The organism is Neorhizobium sp. PAMB6630, from assembly GCF_058242775.1.
Genome location: NZ_CM177836.1, coordinates 1345186 through 1361862 on the forward strand (window position 1 = coordinate 1345186; position 16677 = coordinate 1361862).

The 16677-nt window shown below is 61.3% G+C and carries 15 protein-coding genes and 1 tRNA gene; 11 read left to right on the forward strand and 5 right to left on the reverse strand.

What is annotated here, in order from left to right:
• Nucleotides 1-17: 17 nt before the first annotated feature.
• Nucleotides 18-1013 (reverse strand): aldo/keto reductase, encoded by a 996-nt coding sequence (locus tag AC4CWF_RS06360; RefSeq protein WP_491284282.1) that lies wholly within the window; start codon nt 1011-1013, stop codon nt 18-20.
• 112 nt (nt 1014-1125) lie between these two features.
• Here AC4CWF_RS06360 and AC4CWF_RS06365 point away from each other — a divergent pair, with 112 nt between their 5' ends.
• A complete protein-coding gene (locus tag AC4CWF_RS06365) occupies nt 1126-2031 on the forward strand; it encodes a LysR family transcriptional regulator (RefSeq protein ID WP_491284283.1) in 906 nt (301 codons plus the stop codon).
• Nucleotides 2032-2206: 175 nt separating this feature from the next.
• Nucleotides 2207-3595 carry an MATE family efflux transporter gene (locus AC4CWF_RS06370; protein ID WP_491284284.1) on the forward strand — a complete coding sequence of 463 codons (1389 nt, stop codon included), beginning with the start codon at nt 2207-2209 and terminating at the stop codon, nt 3593-3595.
• 62 nt (nt 3596-3657) lie between these two features.
• On the opposite strand, the gene carA is transcribed toward AC4CWF_RS06370, so the two are convergent.
• Nucleotides 3658-4863 carry a glutamine-hydrolyzing carbamoyl-phosphate synthase small subunit gene (carA, locus tag AC4CWF_RS06375; protein ID WP_491284285.1) on the reverse strand — a complete coding sequence of 402 codons (1206 nt, stop codon included), beginning with the start codon at nt 4861-4863 and terminating at the stop codon, nt 3658-3660.
• A gap of 328 nt (nt 4864-5191) precedes the next feature.
• Between carA and AC4CWF_RS06380 the strand changes: the two genes are divergently transcribed.
• Entirely contained in the window at nt 5192-5641 is a 450-nt protein-coding gene (locus AC4CWF_RS06380) for a GatB/YqeY domain-containing protein (RefSeq protein WP_491285249.1), read from the forward strand.
• 52 nt (nt 5642-5693) lie between these two features.
• On the opposite strand, the gene AC4CWF_RS06385 is transcribed toward AC4CWF_RS06380, so the two are convergent.
• Nucleotides 5694-5867 (reverse strand): hypothetical protein, encoded by a 174-nt coding sequence (locus AC4CWF_RS06385; RefSeq protein ID WP_491284286.1) that lies wholly within the window; start codon nt 5865-5867, stop codon nt 5694-5696.
• Between the two features lie 330 nt (nt 5868-6197).
• Here AC4CWF_RS06385 and dnaG point away from each other — a divergent pair, with 330 nt between their 5' ends.
• From dnaG to AC4CWF_RS06405, 4 genes are all read left to right on the forward strand, one after another.
• Nucleotides 6198-8243 carry a DNA primase gene (dnaG, locus tag AC4CWF_RS06390; protein ID WP_491284287.1) on the forward strand — a complete coding sequence of 682 codons (2046 nt, stop codon included), beginning with the start codon at nt 6198-6200 and terminating at the stop codon, nt 8241-8243.
• Between the two features lie 423 nt (nt 8244-8666).
• Complete coding sequence (gene rpoD, locus AC4CWF_RS06395; RefSeq protein WP_491284288.1) at nt 8667-10715, forward strand: RNA polymerase sigma factor RpoD; 2049 nt, start codon at nt 8667-8669, stop codon at nt 10713-10715.
• Nucleotides 10716-10865: 150 nt separating this feature from the next.
• Nucleotides 10866-11126 (forward strand): AbrB/MazE/SpoVT family DNA-binding domain-containing protein, encoded by a 261-nt coding sequence (locus tag AC4CWF_RS06400; protein WP_491284289.1) that lies wholly within the window; start codon nt 10866-10868, stop codon nt 11124-11126.
• Nucleotides 11123-11521, forward strand: a complete 399-nt coding sequence (locus tag AC4CWF_RS06405) for a type II toxin-antitoxin system VapC family toxin (protein WP_491284290.1) — start codon at nt 11123-11125, stop codon at nt 11519-11521. Before AC4CWF_RS06400 ends, AC4CWF_RS06405 begins: the two co-directional genes overlap by 4 nt.
• A 47-nt stretch (nt 11522-11568) precedes the next feature.
• Here AC4CWF_RS06405 and AC4CWF_RS06410 read toward each other — a convergent pair whose 3' ends face one another.
• Entirely contained in the window at nt 11569-12495 is a 927-nt protein-coding gene (locus tag AC4CWF_RS06410; protein ID WP_491285251.1) for a lysylphosphatidylglycerol synthase transmembrane domain-containing protein, read from the reverse strand.
• Nucleotides 12496-12877: 382 nt separating this feature from the next.
• On the opposite strand from AC4CWF_RS06410, the gene AC4CWF_RS06415 reads away from it, so the two are divergent.
• From AC4CWF_RS06415 to AC4CWF_RS06425, 3 genes are all read left to right on the forward strand, one after another.
• Nucleotides 12878-14056 carry a DUF930 domain-containing protein gene (locus AC4CWF_RS06415; RefSeq protein WP_491284291.1) on the forward strand — a complete coding sequence of 393 codons (1179 nt, stop codon included), beginning with the start codon at nt 12878-12880 and terminating at the stop codon, nt 14054-14056.
• 30 nt (nt 14057-14086) lie between these two features.
• On the forward strand, nt 14087-14509 hold the full coding sequence (locus tag AC4CWF_RS06420) for a secondary thiamine-phosphate synthase enzyme YjbQ (protein WP_491284292.1): 423 nt from the start codon (nt 14087-14089) through the stop codon (nt 14507-14509).
• Nucleotides 14510-14625: 116 nt separating this feature from the next.
• The gene (locus AC4CWF_RS06425) at nt 14626-14967 is read left to right on the forward strand and encodes a hypothetical protein (protein WP_491284293.1); all 342 of its coding nucleotides are present in this window, start codon (nt 14626-14628) and stop codon (nt 14965-14967) included.
• Between the two features lie 522 nt (nt 14968-15489).
• Here AC4CWF_RS06425 and AC4CWF_RS06430 read toward each other — a convergent pair.
• On the reverse strand, nt 15490-16263 hold the full coding sequence (locus AC4CWF_RS06430) for an SIMPL domain-containing protein (protein WP_491284294.1): 774 nt from the start codon (nt 16261-16263) through the stop codon (nt 15490-15492).
• A 209-nt stretch (nt 16264-16472) separates the two neighbouring features.
• On the opposite strand from AC4CWF_RS06430, the gene AC4CWF_RS06435 reads away from it, so the two are divergent.
• Nucleotides 16473-16548: transfer RNA gene (locus AC4CWF_RS06435), tRNA-Ile, on the forward strand.
• The last annotated feature ends 129 nt before the right edge of the window (nt 16549-16677 follow it).

Here is a 16677-nt window from a genome sequence, read left to right on the forward strand (position 1 = left end):
GCCTCAAGGCCAAGAGGTCAATGTTCGCTGTCGAGGTGGGCCATCTGCGCTTCAGCATACCGGGAGCCTGCGGCAGCATCTTTCGGCACCGCCTGTTCGATGGCGGCAAGGTCCTCGCTGCTCAGCACCACATCCAGCGCCCCAAGCGATTCGGTAAGGCGATCGCGGCGGCGGGCACCGACGAGGGGCACGATGTCATCGCCCTGCTGCGCCACCCAGGCAATGGCGATCTGGGCGACAGTGACGCCGCGCGCTTCGGCAATCGCGCGCAAGGCATCCACAAGCGCAAGGTTCTGCTCCAGATTGCCCTCCTGGAAGCGTGGGCTCATGATGCGAAAATCGCGGCCCTGCGCCTCTCGCGCCTTCTGCCAGTGGCCGCTGATCAGACCGCGTGACAGCACGCCGTAAGCCGTGATGCTGATGCCGAGTTCCCGCGTCACCGGCAGGATCTTGTCTTCCAGGCCGCGCGAGATCAGCGAATATTCGATCTGGAGATCGACGATCGGATGGACGGCGGCGGCGCGGCGGATGGTATCGGCACCCACCTCCGACAGGCCGATGTGGCGTACGTAACCGGCCTGAACCATCTCGGCGATGGCGCCAATCGTATCCTCGATCGGCACATTCGGATCGAGCCGGGCAGGGCGGTAGATGTCGATGTAATCGACGCCAAGGCGTTTCAGCGTGTAGGCAAGGGCGGTCTTTACCGCTGATGGGCGAGTATCGTAACCGATCCAGCTGCCATCCGGTCCGCGCTGAGCGCCAAACTTGACGCTGAGCTGCACTTTTTCCCGCGACGTCTCTTTCAGGGCTTCGCCGATCAGCATCTCGTTATGGCCCATGCCGTAGAAATCGCCGGTATCGAGCAGCGTGACGCCGGCATCGATGGCGGCATGGATGGTGGCGATGCTTTCTGCGCGGTCGGTTGGCCCGTACATGTCGGACATGCCCATGCAGCCAAGGCCAAGGGCCGAAACCTGCGGGCCGGTTTCTCCAAGCTGACGTGTCTTCATCGCGAATTCCTCTTTCTCAAGGCCGTGACTATGCGGCTGACGATCTTTTACCCGACAGACTTCTGTGCGATAATCCGTCGCAACGCGCACACCCTGTTCGGATATATGCACAATGGCCGATCTTCCCCTTGCCGAACTCGATGCGTTTGCAGCGGTTGCGCAGAACCAGAGTTTTCGCGCCGCCGCAAAGCTGCGCGGTGTGTCTGCCTCGTCGCTGTCGGAGGCGCTGCGGCGGCTGGAGGCGCGGCTCGGGGTTCGCCTGCTCAACCGCACCACCCGCAGCGTCAGCCTGACGGAAGCCGGCGAGCGGTTGCTGCAAAGGTTGAAGCCCGGTCTTCTCGAAATCGAGGCGGCGCTGGATGACATTAACAGCGTGCGCGACACGCCGGTCGGGCGCCTGAGGCTGAACGTGCCCGGCATTGTTGCCCATGCCGTACTGCCGGATATTGCAGCCCGGTTCCTCGCGCTTTACCCCGGCATCACGCTGGAAGTCGCGACCAACGACGCGCTGATCGATATCAACGGCGAGGGCTTCGATGCCGGTGTGCGTTATGAGGAAGCCTTGCAGGCGGACATGATCGCCGTGCCGATCGGCCCGCGCGTGCAGCGTTATGTCGGCGCTGCAGCGCCATCCTATCTTGCCCAGCATGGGGCGCCGAAGCATCCGCAGGATCTGCTGGCGCACCAATGTATCCTGCACCGTTTTTCGAGTGGCCGCGTGCTGGCGTGGAGTTTTGAGGAGGAGGGGCGCGAATTCACCATCCTGCCGCCCGCCCGGCTGATTGCCGAAACCACTTCGCTGGAGGTGGCGCTTGCGAGCCGCGGCTTCGGCATCATCTTCACCTTCGAGGAGTTTGTGGCGCCGGCCTTTGCCTCCGGAGCACTGGTGCCGGTGCTTGAGGACTGGACGCAGAGCTTTTCCGGTCCCTTTCTCTATTACAACAGCCGCCGCCACATGCCGCAGCCGCTGAAAGCCTTTGTCGAGTTTCTCAAGACGGATCATCGGCGCAACACCTGAGACAGAAGGCATTTCCAAACGCTGTCGATCCATCACGATTGCTGATGGGTTGCGACAATTGTTCTGCTGTCTGGCGCATTCGCCTTGCCTCTCGGCCGGGCAGTGGCTAGATCATTTCTTATGCCGTCTGCCCGAAAATGGGGCAGCGGCTTTTTTCGTTTTGGAGTTTGGTGACATGGCAACCCTTTCAGCCGCGCCCGAAGCGCAGGTTTCGGACAATTCCTGGTCCGGGCATGTGCGGGCGACCGTGGCCCTTGGGCTTCCCTTTGTGGGCGCGCAACTGGCGCAGATGGCGATCAACACCACCGACGTGGTGATGGTCGGCTGGCTCGGCACGACTGAGCTTGCCGCCGTGGTTCTGTCCAGCCAGGTGTTTTTCATCGTGTTCATCTTCGGCAGCGGTTTTGCCAGTGCGGTGGTGCCGCTGGTGGCGCAGGCGATCGGTCGCGGTGATGCGGTGCGGGCACGCCGTTCGGTGCGCATGGGCATGTGGGTGGTGATTGCCTATGGGGCGCTGACGGCGCCGATCCTGTGGTTTTCGGAACCGCTTCTGCTGCGGCTGGGTCAGGAGCCGGATATTGCAGCGCTGGCGCAAGGCTATCTGCGCATCCTGCAATGGGGCATGTTCCCGGCGCTGCTGTTGATGGTGATGCGCTCCTTCGTCGGTGCGCTGGAGCGGGGAAGCGTGCTGCTTTACGTGACGCTTGGCATGTTTGCCGTCAACATCGTGCTGGACTACGGCCTGATCTTCGGGCGCTTCGGCCTGCCGGCTATGGGGCTGAACGGCGCAGCCATTGCCTCCTTCAGCGTCAACGTCGTCGGGTTTGCGCTGATGGTCGCTTATGTGGAAAACCGTCCGCAGACCCGCGCCTACGAAATCTTCGTGCGCTTCTGGCGGCCGGATTGGGCAGCGTTTCGTGAAATCCTGGGGCTTGGCCTGCCGATCAGTTTTACGATTCTGGCCGAGGCAGGGCTGTTTACCGCCGCTTCCCTGCTGATGGGCCTGCTTGGCAAGGAGGAGCTTGCCGCCCACGGCATTGCGCTGCAGCTTGCCTCCATCGCCTTCATGATCCCGCTGGGGCTGGCGCAGGTGGCAACCGTGCGTGTCGGCGTCGCCTATGGTCGCGGCGATCAGCTTGGGGTGCGCCGGGCAGCGCTTTCCGTGCTGCTGATCGGTCTTGCCATTTCCATGATGGGTGGCCTGTTGTTTGCCGTGGCGCCGGCCATGCTCGGCGGCCTGTTTCTCGACATGACCCAGCCGGATGCGCGTGAAGTGCTGATGCTGGCGGTGCCGCTGATCGTGGCGGCCGGCGCCTTCCAGATGTTCGATGGATTGCAGGCGGTGGCCGCCGGTCTGCTGCGCAGCCACAAGGACACGACGATCCCCATGGTGCTGGCGCTCATTGCCTACTGGCCGATCGGCTTCTTCTGCGCCTGGCTTCTCGGCTTCGTCTTCGAATGGCGGGGCATCGGTATCTGGATTGGCTTCGTGCTGGGGCTTGCCGCCGCTGCGGTCATGCTCTGCGTGCGGTTCTGGCTTCTGGTCCGCCGCCACCAGTTCTGAAACAGCAAACGGCCCGCCGGTAAGGGCGGGCCGTCAATTGTATCGTGGATGGTCTGGACCGATCAGCGTTCAGCAAGTGCCGGTTCGCCCTTCTTCTCGCGCACCATGTTGAGGAAGCGGCGGAAGAGGTAATGGCTGTCCTGCGGCCCCGGTGATGCTTCCGGGTGATGCTGCACGGAAAACACCGGCTTGTCGGTGAGGCGCAGGCCGCAATTGCTGCCGTCAAACAGCGAGACATGGGTTTCCTCGACGCCTGCAGGCAGCGAGTCCGACGAGACGGCAAAACCGTGGTTCATGGAGACGATTTCCACCTTGCCGGTCGTGTGATCCTTGACCGGGTGGTTGCCGCCGTGATGGCCCTGGTGCATCTTTTCGGTCTTGGCGCCGAGTGCCAGACCCAGCATCTGGTGGCCAAGGCAGATGCCGAAGGTCGGCGTCTCGCTCTTAATGATCTCGCGGATCACAGGCACGGCATATTCGCCGGTGGCTGCCGGATCGCCCGGGCCGTTCGACAGGAATACGCCATCGGGGTTCAGCGCCATGATGTCTTCGGCAGACGTTGCAGCCGGAACCACCGTCACCTTGCAGTCGAGGCCTGCAAACAGGCGCAGGATGTTGCGCTTGACGCCGTAATCGACGCAGACGATGTGGTACTTGGCATCTTCCGGCGACATTTCGCCATAACCTTCGTTCCACACCCAAGGCGTCTGGCTCCACTGCGACGATTGGCCGGAGGTTGCTTCCTTGGCAAGATCAAGACCGACAAGGCCGCTCCAGGCCCGGGCTTCCGCCTTCAGCGCCTCGATGTCGAAGACGCCGTTCGGATCATGGGCGATGACGGCGTTCGGCGCACCGTTTTCGCGGATCCAGGCCGTCAGCGCGCGCGTGTCGATGCCCGACAGGCCGATGATGCCGCGCGAGGCCAGCCAATCGTTCAGGTGGCGCGAGGCGCGGTAATTCGACGGCTCGGTGATATCGGCCTTGAAGATAACGCCGACAGCGCCGCGGCGAGCCGCCGGCGTCAGGTCTTCGATGTCTTCTTCATTGGTGCCGATATTGCCGATATGCGGGAAGGTGAAGGTGACGATCTGGCCGAGATAGGAGGGGTCCGTCAGGATTTCCTCATAGCCGGTGAGCGCCGTGTTGAAGCAGACTTCTGCCGTTACCTTGCCGGTGGCGCCGACGCCATGTCCCTCGATCACCGTTCCGTCGGCGAGGACGAGGAGGGCCGTGGGCTTACGGGAGGTCCAGGGTGCTGTCTCTGTCATGTCGGTTCGTCTCCGCCCGTTGCCCGGCCACTTGAAGCAGCTGGGCACTAGGGCCATCTATGGTCGCGGTAAAAGGGCGCGCGAAATGTTTTCGCGCTTGGGCTCTGGTTTTTAATCTCGTGCAGGTGCCGGAAAATAACGGAAGCGGTCGAGGTGGTCAATCGCGCCACCTTGCGTCAGGTGGATTTATCCCGTTCTGATGTCAAGGTTCAAAAGGCGCTGATTGATCCTCTTGCCGGTCTCGTCTATGACGGCGGCGCGAAAGACACGGGTAAAGCGGCCGGTTTGAAAGTCAAACACAGCTTTTCCCAAGGAGAAGAACAAGATGATGCGCGACAAGCTTTCCAACGCAATGAAGGACGCGATGAAGGCGAAGGAAGCCCGCCGGCTGTCCACCGTCCGTCTGATCCAGACGGCCATCAAGGATCGCGATATCGCCAACCGTGGCCTCGGCAAGGATCCGGTGAGCGACGACGACATTCTGCAGATCCTGCAGAAGATGATCAAGCAGCGCGAGGAATCGGCCAAGATCTATTCCGAAGGCGGCCGCGAGGAACTGGCCGAGCAGGAGCGCGAGGAAATCACCATCATCCGCGGCTTCATGCCCGAGCAGATGTCCGATGATCAGGTGCTCGAAGCCTGCAAGGGTGTGATTGCCGAAATCGGCGCGCAAGGGCTGCGTGACATGGGCAAGTGCATCAGCGTTCTGAAGGAGCGTTATGCCGGCCAGATGGATTTCGCCAAGGCATCGGCCATCGTCAAGGATCTGCTGAAATAGGTTTATCGCTTCAGGTCATCGGTTAAACGGGCGCCTGCGGCAAGAGATGCCGTCAGCCGCCTTTGCGTTTCTGTTCGGCCACGAAATGGCGCAGCACCGCATTGATTCGCCAGATTGATGCTTCTTGAGACGTCGAAGCGCCGTGTTCATTTTGTTGATCGGGAAAAGCCTTTTTCGGGCAAGCGAGGCAGGACTGGGGGAAGTCCTGCCTCTGACGCCTGGACATGCACCGCATCCGGGGGGGCAGGATGGCGGTGCCAAAGGTGTGCGTTATGGGGGGAATACACACCTTTTCTGCGTAGATCTTCCTGTTGAGAGAGTGGGACGTCAGGAAGTCACGAGCACACTAAGAGCCTGTGCAGCGCCAAATTCAAATTACAAAAACGTAATTTTTGCAGTGCACGCGCTGCCTTAAATTTGACGCAACCGGACCTGCAATTGAGGGATTTTTTTATTGGTACTTGCGCGTACCCTGTGAATAGCGGGTGCAAGCTCAGGCAGCTGTGGCGTCAGCGCGCCGACATGCCTATATGAAGATTGGTTCTTGAGGGTGGCGATGCGCTTTTCCAATACATTTCTCGACGAGATACGTGATCGCGTGCCGATTTCGGCCGTGATCGGCCGTCGAGTGACGTGGGATCGCAAGAAGACCAATGTGCCACGCGGCGATTACTGGGCTTGCTGCCCGTTCCATGGCGAAAAAAGCCCGAGCTTCCACTGCGAAGACCGCAAGGGGCGCTACCATTGTTTTGGCTGCGGTGTGTCGGGCGATCACTTCCGCTTCATGCAGGAGATCGAGGGCTTAAGTTTTCCCGAAGCCGTGCAGCAACTGGCGGATATGGCAGGCGTTGCCATGCCGCAGCCGGATGTGCAGGCGGAGCGGCGCGAGAAGGAACGTTCGACGCTTCTCGACGTGATGGAGCTGGCAACGGTTTTCTTTCAGGACCAGTTGCAGACATCAGGCGGTGCCAAGGCGCGTGCTTACCTGCGGGACCGCGGCCTGACGGGCCGTACCATCGAGACGTTCCGCCTTGGTTATGCGCCGGAAAGCCGCAGTGCGCTAAAGGAATATCTGGCCGGCAAAGGCATCCCGAAGGACCAGATCGAGGCTTGCGGCCTTGTGGTGCATGGCGAGGGCATTGCCGTCTCCTACGACCGGTTCCGCGACCGCATCATGTTTCCGATCCTCTCATCGCGCGAAAAGGTGATTGCCTTCGGCGGACGCGCCATGGCGCCGGATGCGCCGGCGAAATATCTGAATTCCAACGAGACGGAACTCTTCCACAAGGGCAATGTGCTCTATAATTTCGTCCGTGCCCGAAAAGCCTCGCAGGCGCTTGCCAAGGGGCGCGATGACGAAAGCACGACGATCATTGCCGTTGAAGGGTATATGGACGTGATCGCGCTGCACCAGGCGGGCGTCGAAAATGCCGTGGCGCCGCTCGGCACGGCGCTCACTGAAAACCAGTTGGAACTGCTGTGGCGCATGACGCCGCAGCCGGTGCTCTGCTTCGATGGTGATGGTGCGGGCATGCGCGCGGCAAGCCGTGCTGCCGATCTGGCGCTGCCCCATATCAAGCCCGGCCGCACGGTGCGCTTTGCACTTCTGCCTGACGGCAAGGACCCCGATGATCTCGTGCGCCACGAAGGCCGTGCGCCGTTCGATGCCGTCATGCAGCAGGCCCGGCCGCTTGCCGAGATGATCTGGATGCGCGAGGCCGGCAACGGTCAGTTCGACACGCCGGAAAAACGCGCCGAGCTGGAGGCGCGGCTGAAGCAGATCGTGTCTGTCATTGCCGATGAAAACGTGCGCCGCCATTACCAGCAGGATATGCGCGACCGGTTGAACACCTTTTTTGCGCCGGTGAGAGCCGGGCGCGATAACCGCCAGGGTTATTCCGATCAGGGCGGCTTTTCCGGCCGTGGCAACCAGCAGGGCCGGGGGCAGGGCGGTGCCGGTGGCCGTGGCGGGCAGGGCCAGGGTTTTAGCGGCGCGGGCCGCAGCGTCGGCGTGTCCGACAGGCTGGCGCGTTCCGGCCTCGTGCGCGGTTATCAGGATCTGCCGGCGCTGCGCGAGGTGGTTCTTGCCATCACCATCGTCAATCACCCGCAGCTTCTGCTTGATGAATATGACGAGATCGCCGCGATCGACTTCGAAAACCGTGATCTGCAGCGCTTCTGGTCGGCCATGTTGCCGGCAGCGGCGACAGCCGGCGCCAACCTCTCGCGCGAATATCTGATGGAGCGTCTGTCGGCGCAAGGGTTTGAGCCGCTGGTAACGGCGCTTGACCTGCAGGTGCGCAATGCCAGGCTCTGGATCGCCACCCAGCAGGCAGCGCCTGAAGATGCGCGCGAAGGTTACCGCCAGGCGCTGTCGCTGCACAAGCGCACCAAGGCACTGCGGTTCCAGAAGATGGAGCTGGAACGCGAGATTTCGGCTGCCACGGAAGCTGGCGACGAGGATAATATCGAGCCGCTGCTGCGCGCGCTATCGGAGGTACAACTTGAAATCGTGCGGATGGAAAATCAGGAGGCCATCATCGATGGCTTCGGCGTGATGTCCGGACGCGTGAAAGGTGCAGCCGTCGGCCACGGCAGCTGATCGCGCTTTGGTTGTGTCGGCGAATGGGACCTGCTAATTAATGGAAGGGGCGGCTCTTGTCTTTGGCGTGCGCATCACTAGATATCTTGCAAACCGAGTGACAGGAGTGCGGGGAGCCCGCAACAATTCCTCTTTTTCCACTTTTAACTGCGCTTTGCCTGTGGAAAGGCTTGACGGGAAGTAAAATTGTGGGAATCACCGTTCCAGACGTAAAAGGACGAAACGAGGCGTGCGGGCCGCGAGAACAAGGATCGTTGGCATGAGTGCAAAACGATGCTTGAGGGGCGGAACACGATCCCGGTTAAGCGGGAATTAAATGTCCACCCGATACGTGATTGATTGCGATTCGCGTCGCTGCATTTAGCTGCGTTGCGGACGGCGATGTGTAAACGCCGCGAATGACGTCCAAGGAAAGACGAATACATGGCAACAAAAGTCAAAGAAAACGAAGAAGCTGAAAACGAACGCGACGGCGCCACCGACGGTCCGCTTCTCGATCTTTCCGACGACGCGGTCAAAAAGATGATCAAGCTCGCCAAGAAGCGTGGCTATGTCACGATGGACGAGCTGAATGCCGTGCTTCCCTCCGAAGAGGTGACGTCCGAGCAGATCGAAGATACCATGGCGATGCTCTCCGACATGGGCATTAATGTCGTGGAAGACGAGGAAGCCGAAGAACCGGCGGCCGCTGAAGACGACAACAATGACGAAGAGGCCGAAAGCGAAGGCGGAGAGCTTGCTCCCACCGGCAGCACGGCCGTCGCGACCGCGAAAAAGAAAGAACCGACCGACCGCACCGACGACCCCGTGCGCATGTACCTGCGCGAGATGGGTTCCGTCGAGCTTCTGTCGCGCGAAGGCGAAATCGCCATCGCCAAGCGCATCGAGGCCGGCCGCGAAACCATGATCGCCGGTCTCTGCGAGAGCCCGCTGACGTTTCAGGCGCTGATCATCTGGCGCGACGAGTTGAACGAAGGCACGACGCTGCTGCGCGAGATCATCGATCTCGAAACCACCTATTCCGGCCCCGAGGCCAAGGCTGCCCCGCAGTTCCAGAGCCCGGAAAAGATCGAGGCAGACCGCAAGGCTGCCGAGGAAAAGGAAAAGACCCGCCGCCCGCGTTCGTCTGAAGACGACATCACCAATGTCGGCGGCGATATGCCCGCCATGGAAGAGGAAGAGGAGGACGACGACGAGTCGAGCCTTTCGCTTGCCGCCATGGAAGCGGAACTGCGCCCGCAGGTGATGGAGACGCTCGACACGATCGCCGACACCTATAAGAAGCTGCGCAAGCTGCAGGACCAGCAGGTTGAGGCCCGCCTGTCCTGCACCGGCACGCTGTCGACCGGCCAGGAACGTCGCTACAAGGAGCTGAAGGATCAGTTGATCACGGCGGTAAAATCGCTGTCGCTCAACCAGAACCGCATCGACAGCCTTGTCGAGCAGCTTTACGACATCAACAAGCGCCTCGTGCAGAACGAGGGCCGCCTGCTGCGTCTCGCCGAATCCTACGGCGTCAAGCGCGATTCGTTCCTGGAACAGTATCAGGGTGCCGAGCTTGATCCGCACTGGATGAAGTCGATCTCCAACCTGTCCGCTCGCGGCTGGAAGGAATTTGCCCGCGCTGAAAACCAGACCATTCGCGATATCCGCCAGGAGATCCAGAATCTCGCCACGGAAACCGGCATTTCCGTCACCGAATTCCGCCGTATCGTGCATATGGTGCAGAAGGGCGAGCGCGAGGCGCGTATCGCCAAGAAGGAAATGGTCGAGGCAAACCTGCGTCTCGTCATCTCCATCGCCAAGAAATACACGAACCGCGGCCTGCAGTTCCTCGATCTCATCCAGGAAGGCAATATCGGCCTGATGAAGGCGGTCGACAAGTTCGAGTATCGTCGCGGTTACAAGTTCTCGACCTACGCGACCTGGTGGATCCGTCAGGCGATCACCCGTTCGATCGCCGACCAGGCCCGCACGATCCGTATCCCGGTCCATATGATCGAGACGATCAACAAGATCGTGCGTACCTCGCGCCAGATGCTGCACGAAATCGGCCGCGAGCCGACGCCGGAAGAACTGGCCGAAAAGCTTGCCATGCCGCTCGAAAAGGTCCGCAAGGTCCTGAAGATCGCCAAGGAGCCAATCTCGCTCGAGACCCCTGTGGGTGACGAGGAAGATTCGCATCTGGGCGATTTCATCGAGGACAAGAACGCGCTTCTGCCGATCGACGCCGCCATCCAGGCGAACCTTCGCGAAACGACGACCCGGGTTCTGGCCTCGCTCACGCCGCGTGAAGAGCGCGTCCTGCGCATGCGCTTCGGCATCGGCATGAACACCGACCATACGCTCGAAGAAGTCGGCCAGCAGTTCTCGGTCACCCGCGAACGTATCCGCCAGATCGAGGCGAAGGCACTGCGCAAGCTGAAGCACCCGAGCCGCAGCCGCAAGCTGCGCTCGTTCCTGGATAGCTGATCTTCGAAAGCAATCTGACAAAAGAAACCGGCTGGAGCGATCCAGCCGGTTTTTTTATGCGTCCGGTGTAGCCTGATCTTAATGCGGGGTAGCACCTCTTGAAATAATGCAGATTTCCCTTACCTTGCGGGTGGCAATAGGAACTGCTTCATGACCACACTGACAGTAACCGCTCGAGGACAGGTAACCTTCCGCAAGGAAGTGCTGCAGCATCTTGGCATTCAGCCGGGGGAGAAGATCGAGATAGACCTTCTGCCGGATGGACGCGCGCAGTTGAGGGCTGCAGTGGGCAAAAGGACCTTCCGGGACCTGCACGGACTTCTCAAGGATCAGACGAATGGCCGGGTTCTGACGCTTGAGGAATTGAATGAAGCGATAGCCACGGCCGGTGCCGAGGCGGGCAGGGGATGAGGATCAACGCCGATACCAATCTTTTGGTGCGGGTCGTGGTGGCCGACGACCCGGTCCAGACCAAAGCTGCCGCAGAACTTCTGGCATCGGCGGAACTGGTCGCGATAACGCTTCAGTCTTTCTGTGAACTGGCGTGGGTGTTGTCGCGAAGTTACGGCGTTTCACGCCTGAACATCGCTTCTGCTATTCGCGCGCTTCTTGATACTGAGAATGTCGCCACCAATCTGCCCTCCGTGGAGGCAGGTCTTGCGCTTTTAGCCGCCGGAGGTGATTTTGCCGATGGCGTTATCGCTCATGAAGGGCGGTGGCTGGGCGGCGAGACGTTCGCGTCATTCGACAAGGAGGCTGTGAGGCTTTTGAAAGCACAGGGACACGCCGCCATTTTGCTGTCCTGACGTCGACGGATCGGCGCCGATTACCCGCCTCCCGCAGTCAAAAAACCTCACGCCGTCTCCCGCATCCGCCGCCGTTCGAAACTCAGCACCACGGCAATCGATAGCGCAAGCGGGATGAGGAGATAGAGCAGTCGGAACACCAGCAGCGCGGCCAGCACGTCGGCATCGCGCATTTCCGAGAGCCCGTTGACGAAGAGCAGTTCCAGCACGCCGAGCCCTCCCGGTGCGCTGGACAGAAGCGCTGCGGAAAACGACAGGAGGAAAATACCGAGCACGACGAAATAGCCGGGATTTCCAGCCTCCGGCAGGGCGAAATAGATGATGGCGGCAGCGCCCATGATTTCGAGCGGCCCGATGAGAAGCTGCAGGAAAACGGTTTTCAGCTGCGGATAATAGATCTTGACCGGCCCGATGGTCAGCGGGCGGAACTGCTTCCAGCTGCCATAGACATAAGCTGCCACCGCAACCAGCAGGCATATGCCCACCAAGCGCAACGTATCGGTTGCCGGCAGGTTGATGAAGCGTTCGCCGACCGATGGCTCGAACGTCAGAACGAGGCCGGTGAGCAGGATGGTGCCGAGCGCAAAGGTGAACGAGCAGAACGCAATCAGCTGGCCGATTTCGATCCCGGACATACCCTTGGAGGAATAGGCCCGGTAGCGAATGACCGATCCGGACAGGACCGATGCGCCAAGATTGTGCGACAGCGCATAGGTGGTGAACGAGGTGAGAGTGATGAAGAGGAAATTGACCCGATGCCTCAGGTAGCTGAGCGCCAGTGCATCATATCCCGCAAGTGCCAGATAGGCGAGGATGGCGCTGCCGGCACACAGGAACCAGTGCGTATAGGGTATGGCGGAAAGACTTGCGCCAAGCTCATCGATGGAAAGCCCGCGCAACTCCTTGAACAGGAGCCAGATGGAAACGGCGACAGCGGCGATGCCGATGGTCGGCCATGCATATTTACCGATGATGGTTCCCCCCTTTCAAGACATTCATGGTCGACCGCACCTCTTGTCCACGCGGCAAATTCGGCCCGCCGGGCCTCTTTGTCCATGGCTTTGTCAGAGCACACTGCATCCGGGTAACGCAGATCCAGCCATCTCGTTCACGGTGTGGTCGATTTATGATCGCTTACCCTAGCATGCATGAGCCACGCCTGCCTTCCAAGGCATTTTTCGGCCCAAAAACAGAGATTTGAAGATTTGTGGCATTGGCCCGAAAGACCGTTTTCGTCACGTTCGGGGAACCGGTGGCAGCACCACGGCCGTGACCCCGGGGGCATAAAGTGTAATTAAATGGGGTTTGCCGCACATCGACCTCTCGATACGACGACCTTTCCGGCTTACATGGCACATGATGCAGGATGTTTCCGACATAGGCTCGCCGATCGCCGAGCCGGCGCGACGGGTGCGCAGCGGCTGGGGCCTGGCGGCGGCCTCGGCTCTGCTGCACCTGTCGCTTCTTGCCGTGTTTCTCATTCCGCTTCCGGCATTGGAACTGGAACAACCACCTGAAGAGACGGTCTCGGTAGAGATCGTTCCTCCGGCACCCGAGCCGGTGGAGAAAGAGGAGGCCAAGGCGCCGCCAGCTGCCGAGCCGCCACCTGCCGCCGACAAGCCGTCCGCAACCGCCGAAGAACAGGCCCCGCCACCGCCCGCAACGATGATTGCCGCCCCGCCACCGCCGCCTGCCGATGCGCCTGAGCGAGCTGACCAATCCGGCGAGACGGCGCCGAAGGCGGATGAGGCGGCCCTGATGGAGGCCGCCCCCGTGGTGCCGGAGCAACCGACACAGGATAAGCCGGCCGCCCCTGACGTGGCCGAGACGCCCGGCGCTCCGCCGGCGGACCCTGCCGCGCCACAACCGGATGCGACGGCCGCCCCGCCACCGCCTGACAGCCCGGATGATGTGAACCAGAAGCCGGAAGACCAGAAGCCGGAAGAGCCGCTGCCGGAAGACCAGAAACCGGAAGAGGCGGGCACGCCGCTTCCGGAGAACGTGACGCTGCCGGAGGCGGATCTGGCAGGCCCCGGCCCGGGAGAGCCTGCCGCCGCAGTGTCCTCCGCGCTTGCTGATGCGCCTCAGGTCGTGCCGGTGCCGACGCCGCGCCCGGTGCAGGCTGTGGCCGCATCCGAGCCATCGCAGAGGCCCGGCGGCGCCATGGAAAAGGCAGAAACGCTGCTTTCTGCAGCACGGCTGGAAAACCCGGCGCTCCGATCGGCGCTGGGGAAACTGTCTCCCAACCGCCGCCTGACGCAGATCTGCAGCTTTGAAGTGGCAGAACAGGTGTCGCGCGCGCGCCCGGAGACGCCGGCGGATTTCGTCGTGCCCTATGGCCCCTCCGGCGGGTTCATTCGCAACGGCACGCTGAACGCCGATGGCGGCGCTTTTCGCAGCGGCGGGCGCTGGTTTGATGTGAGCTTCCGCTGCACCGTCGACATGAAGACCATGCGCGTTACCTCCTTCAGCTACCGCCTGGGAAAAGAGGTGCCGCCGCAGGACTGGCCGCGCCGCCGGCTGCCCGGCGCCTGATGCCACGCAAAAACCTCAAGGAGAAGCACCATGCCACAGACCATCCTCCGGATCGAAACGCGCGGGCAGGGGCTTTTTGAATTCACCCGGCAGGTGGAGGCTTTTGTCCGCGATGCCGGAATGGAGGAGGGGCTTTTGACGCTGTTCGTGCGCCACACCTCCTGTTCGCTGCTGGTGCAGGAAAATGCCGACCCGGATGTGCGCGAAGACCTGAACGGCTTCTTTGAGCGTCTTGTGCCGCCGAGCGATGATCCTTCCATGCGCTGGATGGTTCACACCACGGAAGGCCCGGATGACATGCCGGCGCATGTGAAATCTGCGCTGACGGCGGTGTCTCTCGGCATCCCGATCATGGGCGGCCGGCTGGCGCTTGGCACCTGGCAGGGCATTTATCTGTTCGAGCATCGCGACCGGCCGCACCGGCGCGAGGTGGTGCTGCATCTTTCGCGTTAAGCGTTTCAGTTGCTGAATGCCGAATGAATGGCAGCTTCGGAAGCCGTTCAGGTCCACCGCACTAGATTTGCCTCCAACGCCTTCTGTGGCGCATCGCATAATTGGAGGACCACACCATGAAACAGCTTTTTGCCAAGGCCGGCCTTGCCGTTCTGATCGCCGTGTCCGGCTTTGCCGCACCGCTTGCAACGGCATCCGCTGCCGATAATGGCATGAGGGTCGAGGTACAATGGCGCGGCGACGATCGCGGTGGCCCGCGCCACCACGGTCGCGGCCCCGATCGCCGTGCCGGCTGCGCCCCCTGGCACGCCGAGGACAAGGCCGCCCGCATGGGCCTTCGCCGTGCCCGCGTGGTCGACATGAACCGCCGCGTGGTGGTGGTGTCCGGTTTTGATCGTCGCGGCCGTGACCGCATCGTGTTTGCCAACCAACGCGGCTGCCCGGTCATCCGCCGCTAACCCCGCCCTTGCCCCATCCTGAAATCCGCTCCATTAGCCCAATGGACGGATGAGGCCGTCGCTCACGCCCCCTAGCATTTGAGCGGCGGCTTTCGTTGTCTTGCCTGAAGCCCTGTATGCAAGTTGCCATGATGCGGCATCCGCCGGTCCGAAAGACCTCGTGGGCCGGTGACGTGTCTGATGAGCGCCAGGCGCAGCCAGCCATACATGCGCAAGCCGGAGCGCAGGCCGTGGGCATTCTTTTGGATGTTCTCGCCAATTTTGATGGCCACCCGGCATTTCCCAAAATCGCCGGTCTGTACAGAACTTGATGCCGTTCTGCGTCGGTCGTCAGAGGGCGATCTCAGGCCGCAAAGCGCATTTTCTCAGCCCATGAAAATTTATGCGCGCCGGGCGCGATAGCACCGGTGCCATCGGCCGCCACTTCCGACGGTTCTCCCGGAAACTGGCTGCCCGGACGCCGTGGCGAGGGCGCAGAGAGCCTGCAGGCATCGCGTCCATGCCTGCAGGCTCTGTCAAACGTCAGCGCGCAATCTCGAAGCGCATCTCGACCATGACCGTATAGCTGTTTTCGCCGCCGGAGACGGGAACGGAATCGGCTTCCTTGGCCATCGCCATGCGCATCATCGGCACCGGTTCCGGCCGCATTCCGTTTTCGGCGATGGAGACGACGGGGCCGAGTTTTGTGCCGGCAGCCTCAGCCAATGTCCTTGCCTTTTCCATGGCATCGGCGACAGCCTTGCGGCGCGCCTCTTCCATGGCTGCCTTCGGATCGTCATTGGTAAAGCTGATCTGGCCGCCCTGGTTGACGCCGAGTTTCACCGAGCGATCGATCAGGCCGCCGAGCTTGCCAAGATCGCGCACGCGCACGGAAAGCCCGTTGCTGACCTGGTAACCGATGATCCGCGGCACCTCGTCGACATTGCCGCCGTCGCCATTCTGGCCGGAACGTTCCTGCTGGCTGTAACGGGGGAAAATCGAGAAATCGCTGGTCTGGATATCGCGCTCGGCAACGCCATCCTGCTTCAGCGCAGCCATGACCTCGCGCATGGCGGCATTGTTGGCCGCAAGCGCTGCATCCGCCGTTTCGGCCGTGCGCGTCACGGTCAGAGATAACATCGCCATGTCAGGCGCAAGGGCAGCCCGGCCTTCGCCGGTAACGCTGATCATCGGCTGATGCGCAGGTGGCGGCGGTGGCGGTGTTTGCGCCTGCCCGACAGAGGCCACGGCAATCCCTGCCGTGACAATAAGAGTGGAAAGGCAAAGCCGTCTGGAACGCATCAACAAGCCCGGCATGAATATCCTCCGCAATGGGTTTTCGGTATTTCAAGCTGAGATTGCCACAACCTTTGCGACAATCCCTGCCTCAACCACCACAGGTGCCCGTAGAATGTGAAGCCAATACGGCAACGGCTTGTAGCTTTGCGCATTTTACGCTAGAGCCGAACTTCTAAGCGGCCCGCATGAACCATTGCACGCGGGCCCGCCTTCTGCCGAAGGTTTTGGGGCCTGTAGCTCAATGGTTAGAGCCGGCGGCTCATAACCGCTTGGTTGGGGGTTCGAGTCCCTCCGGGCCCACCAAATTTCATTAAAATCAATGCTTTAAAGGGCGGTTAGCCCGGTCTGTTAGCCAGAGGGTTAGCCGATGTGGCTTGACGCGGATTTTTTTGAGATTTTGGTACTTAGAATTGGAATTCCCGAAATCTGAAG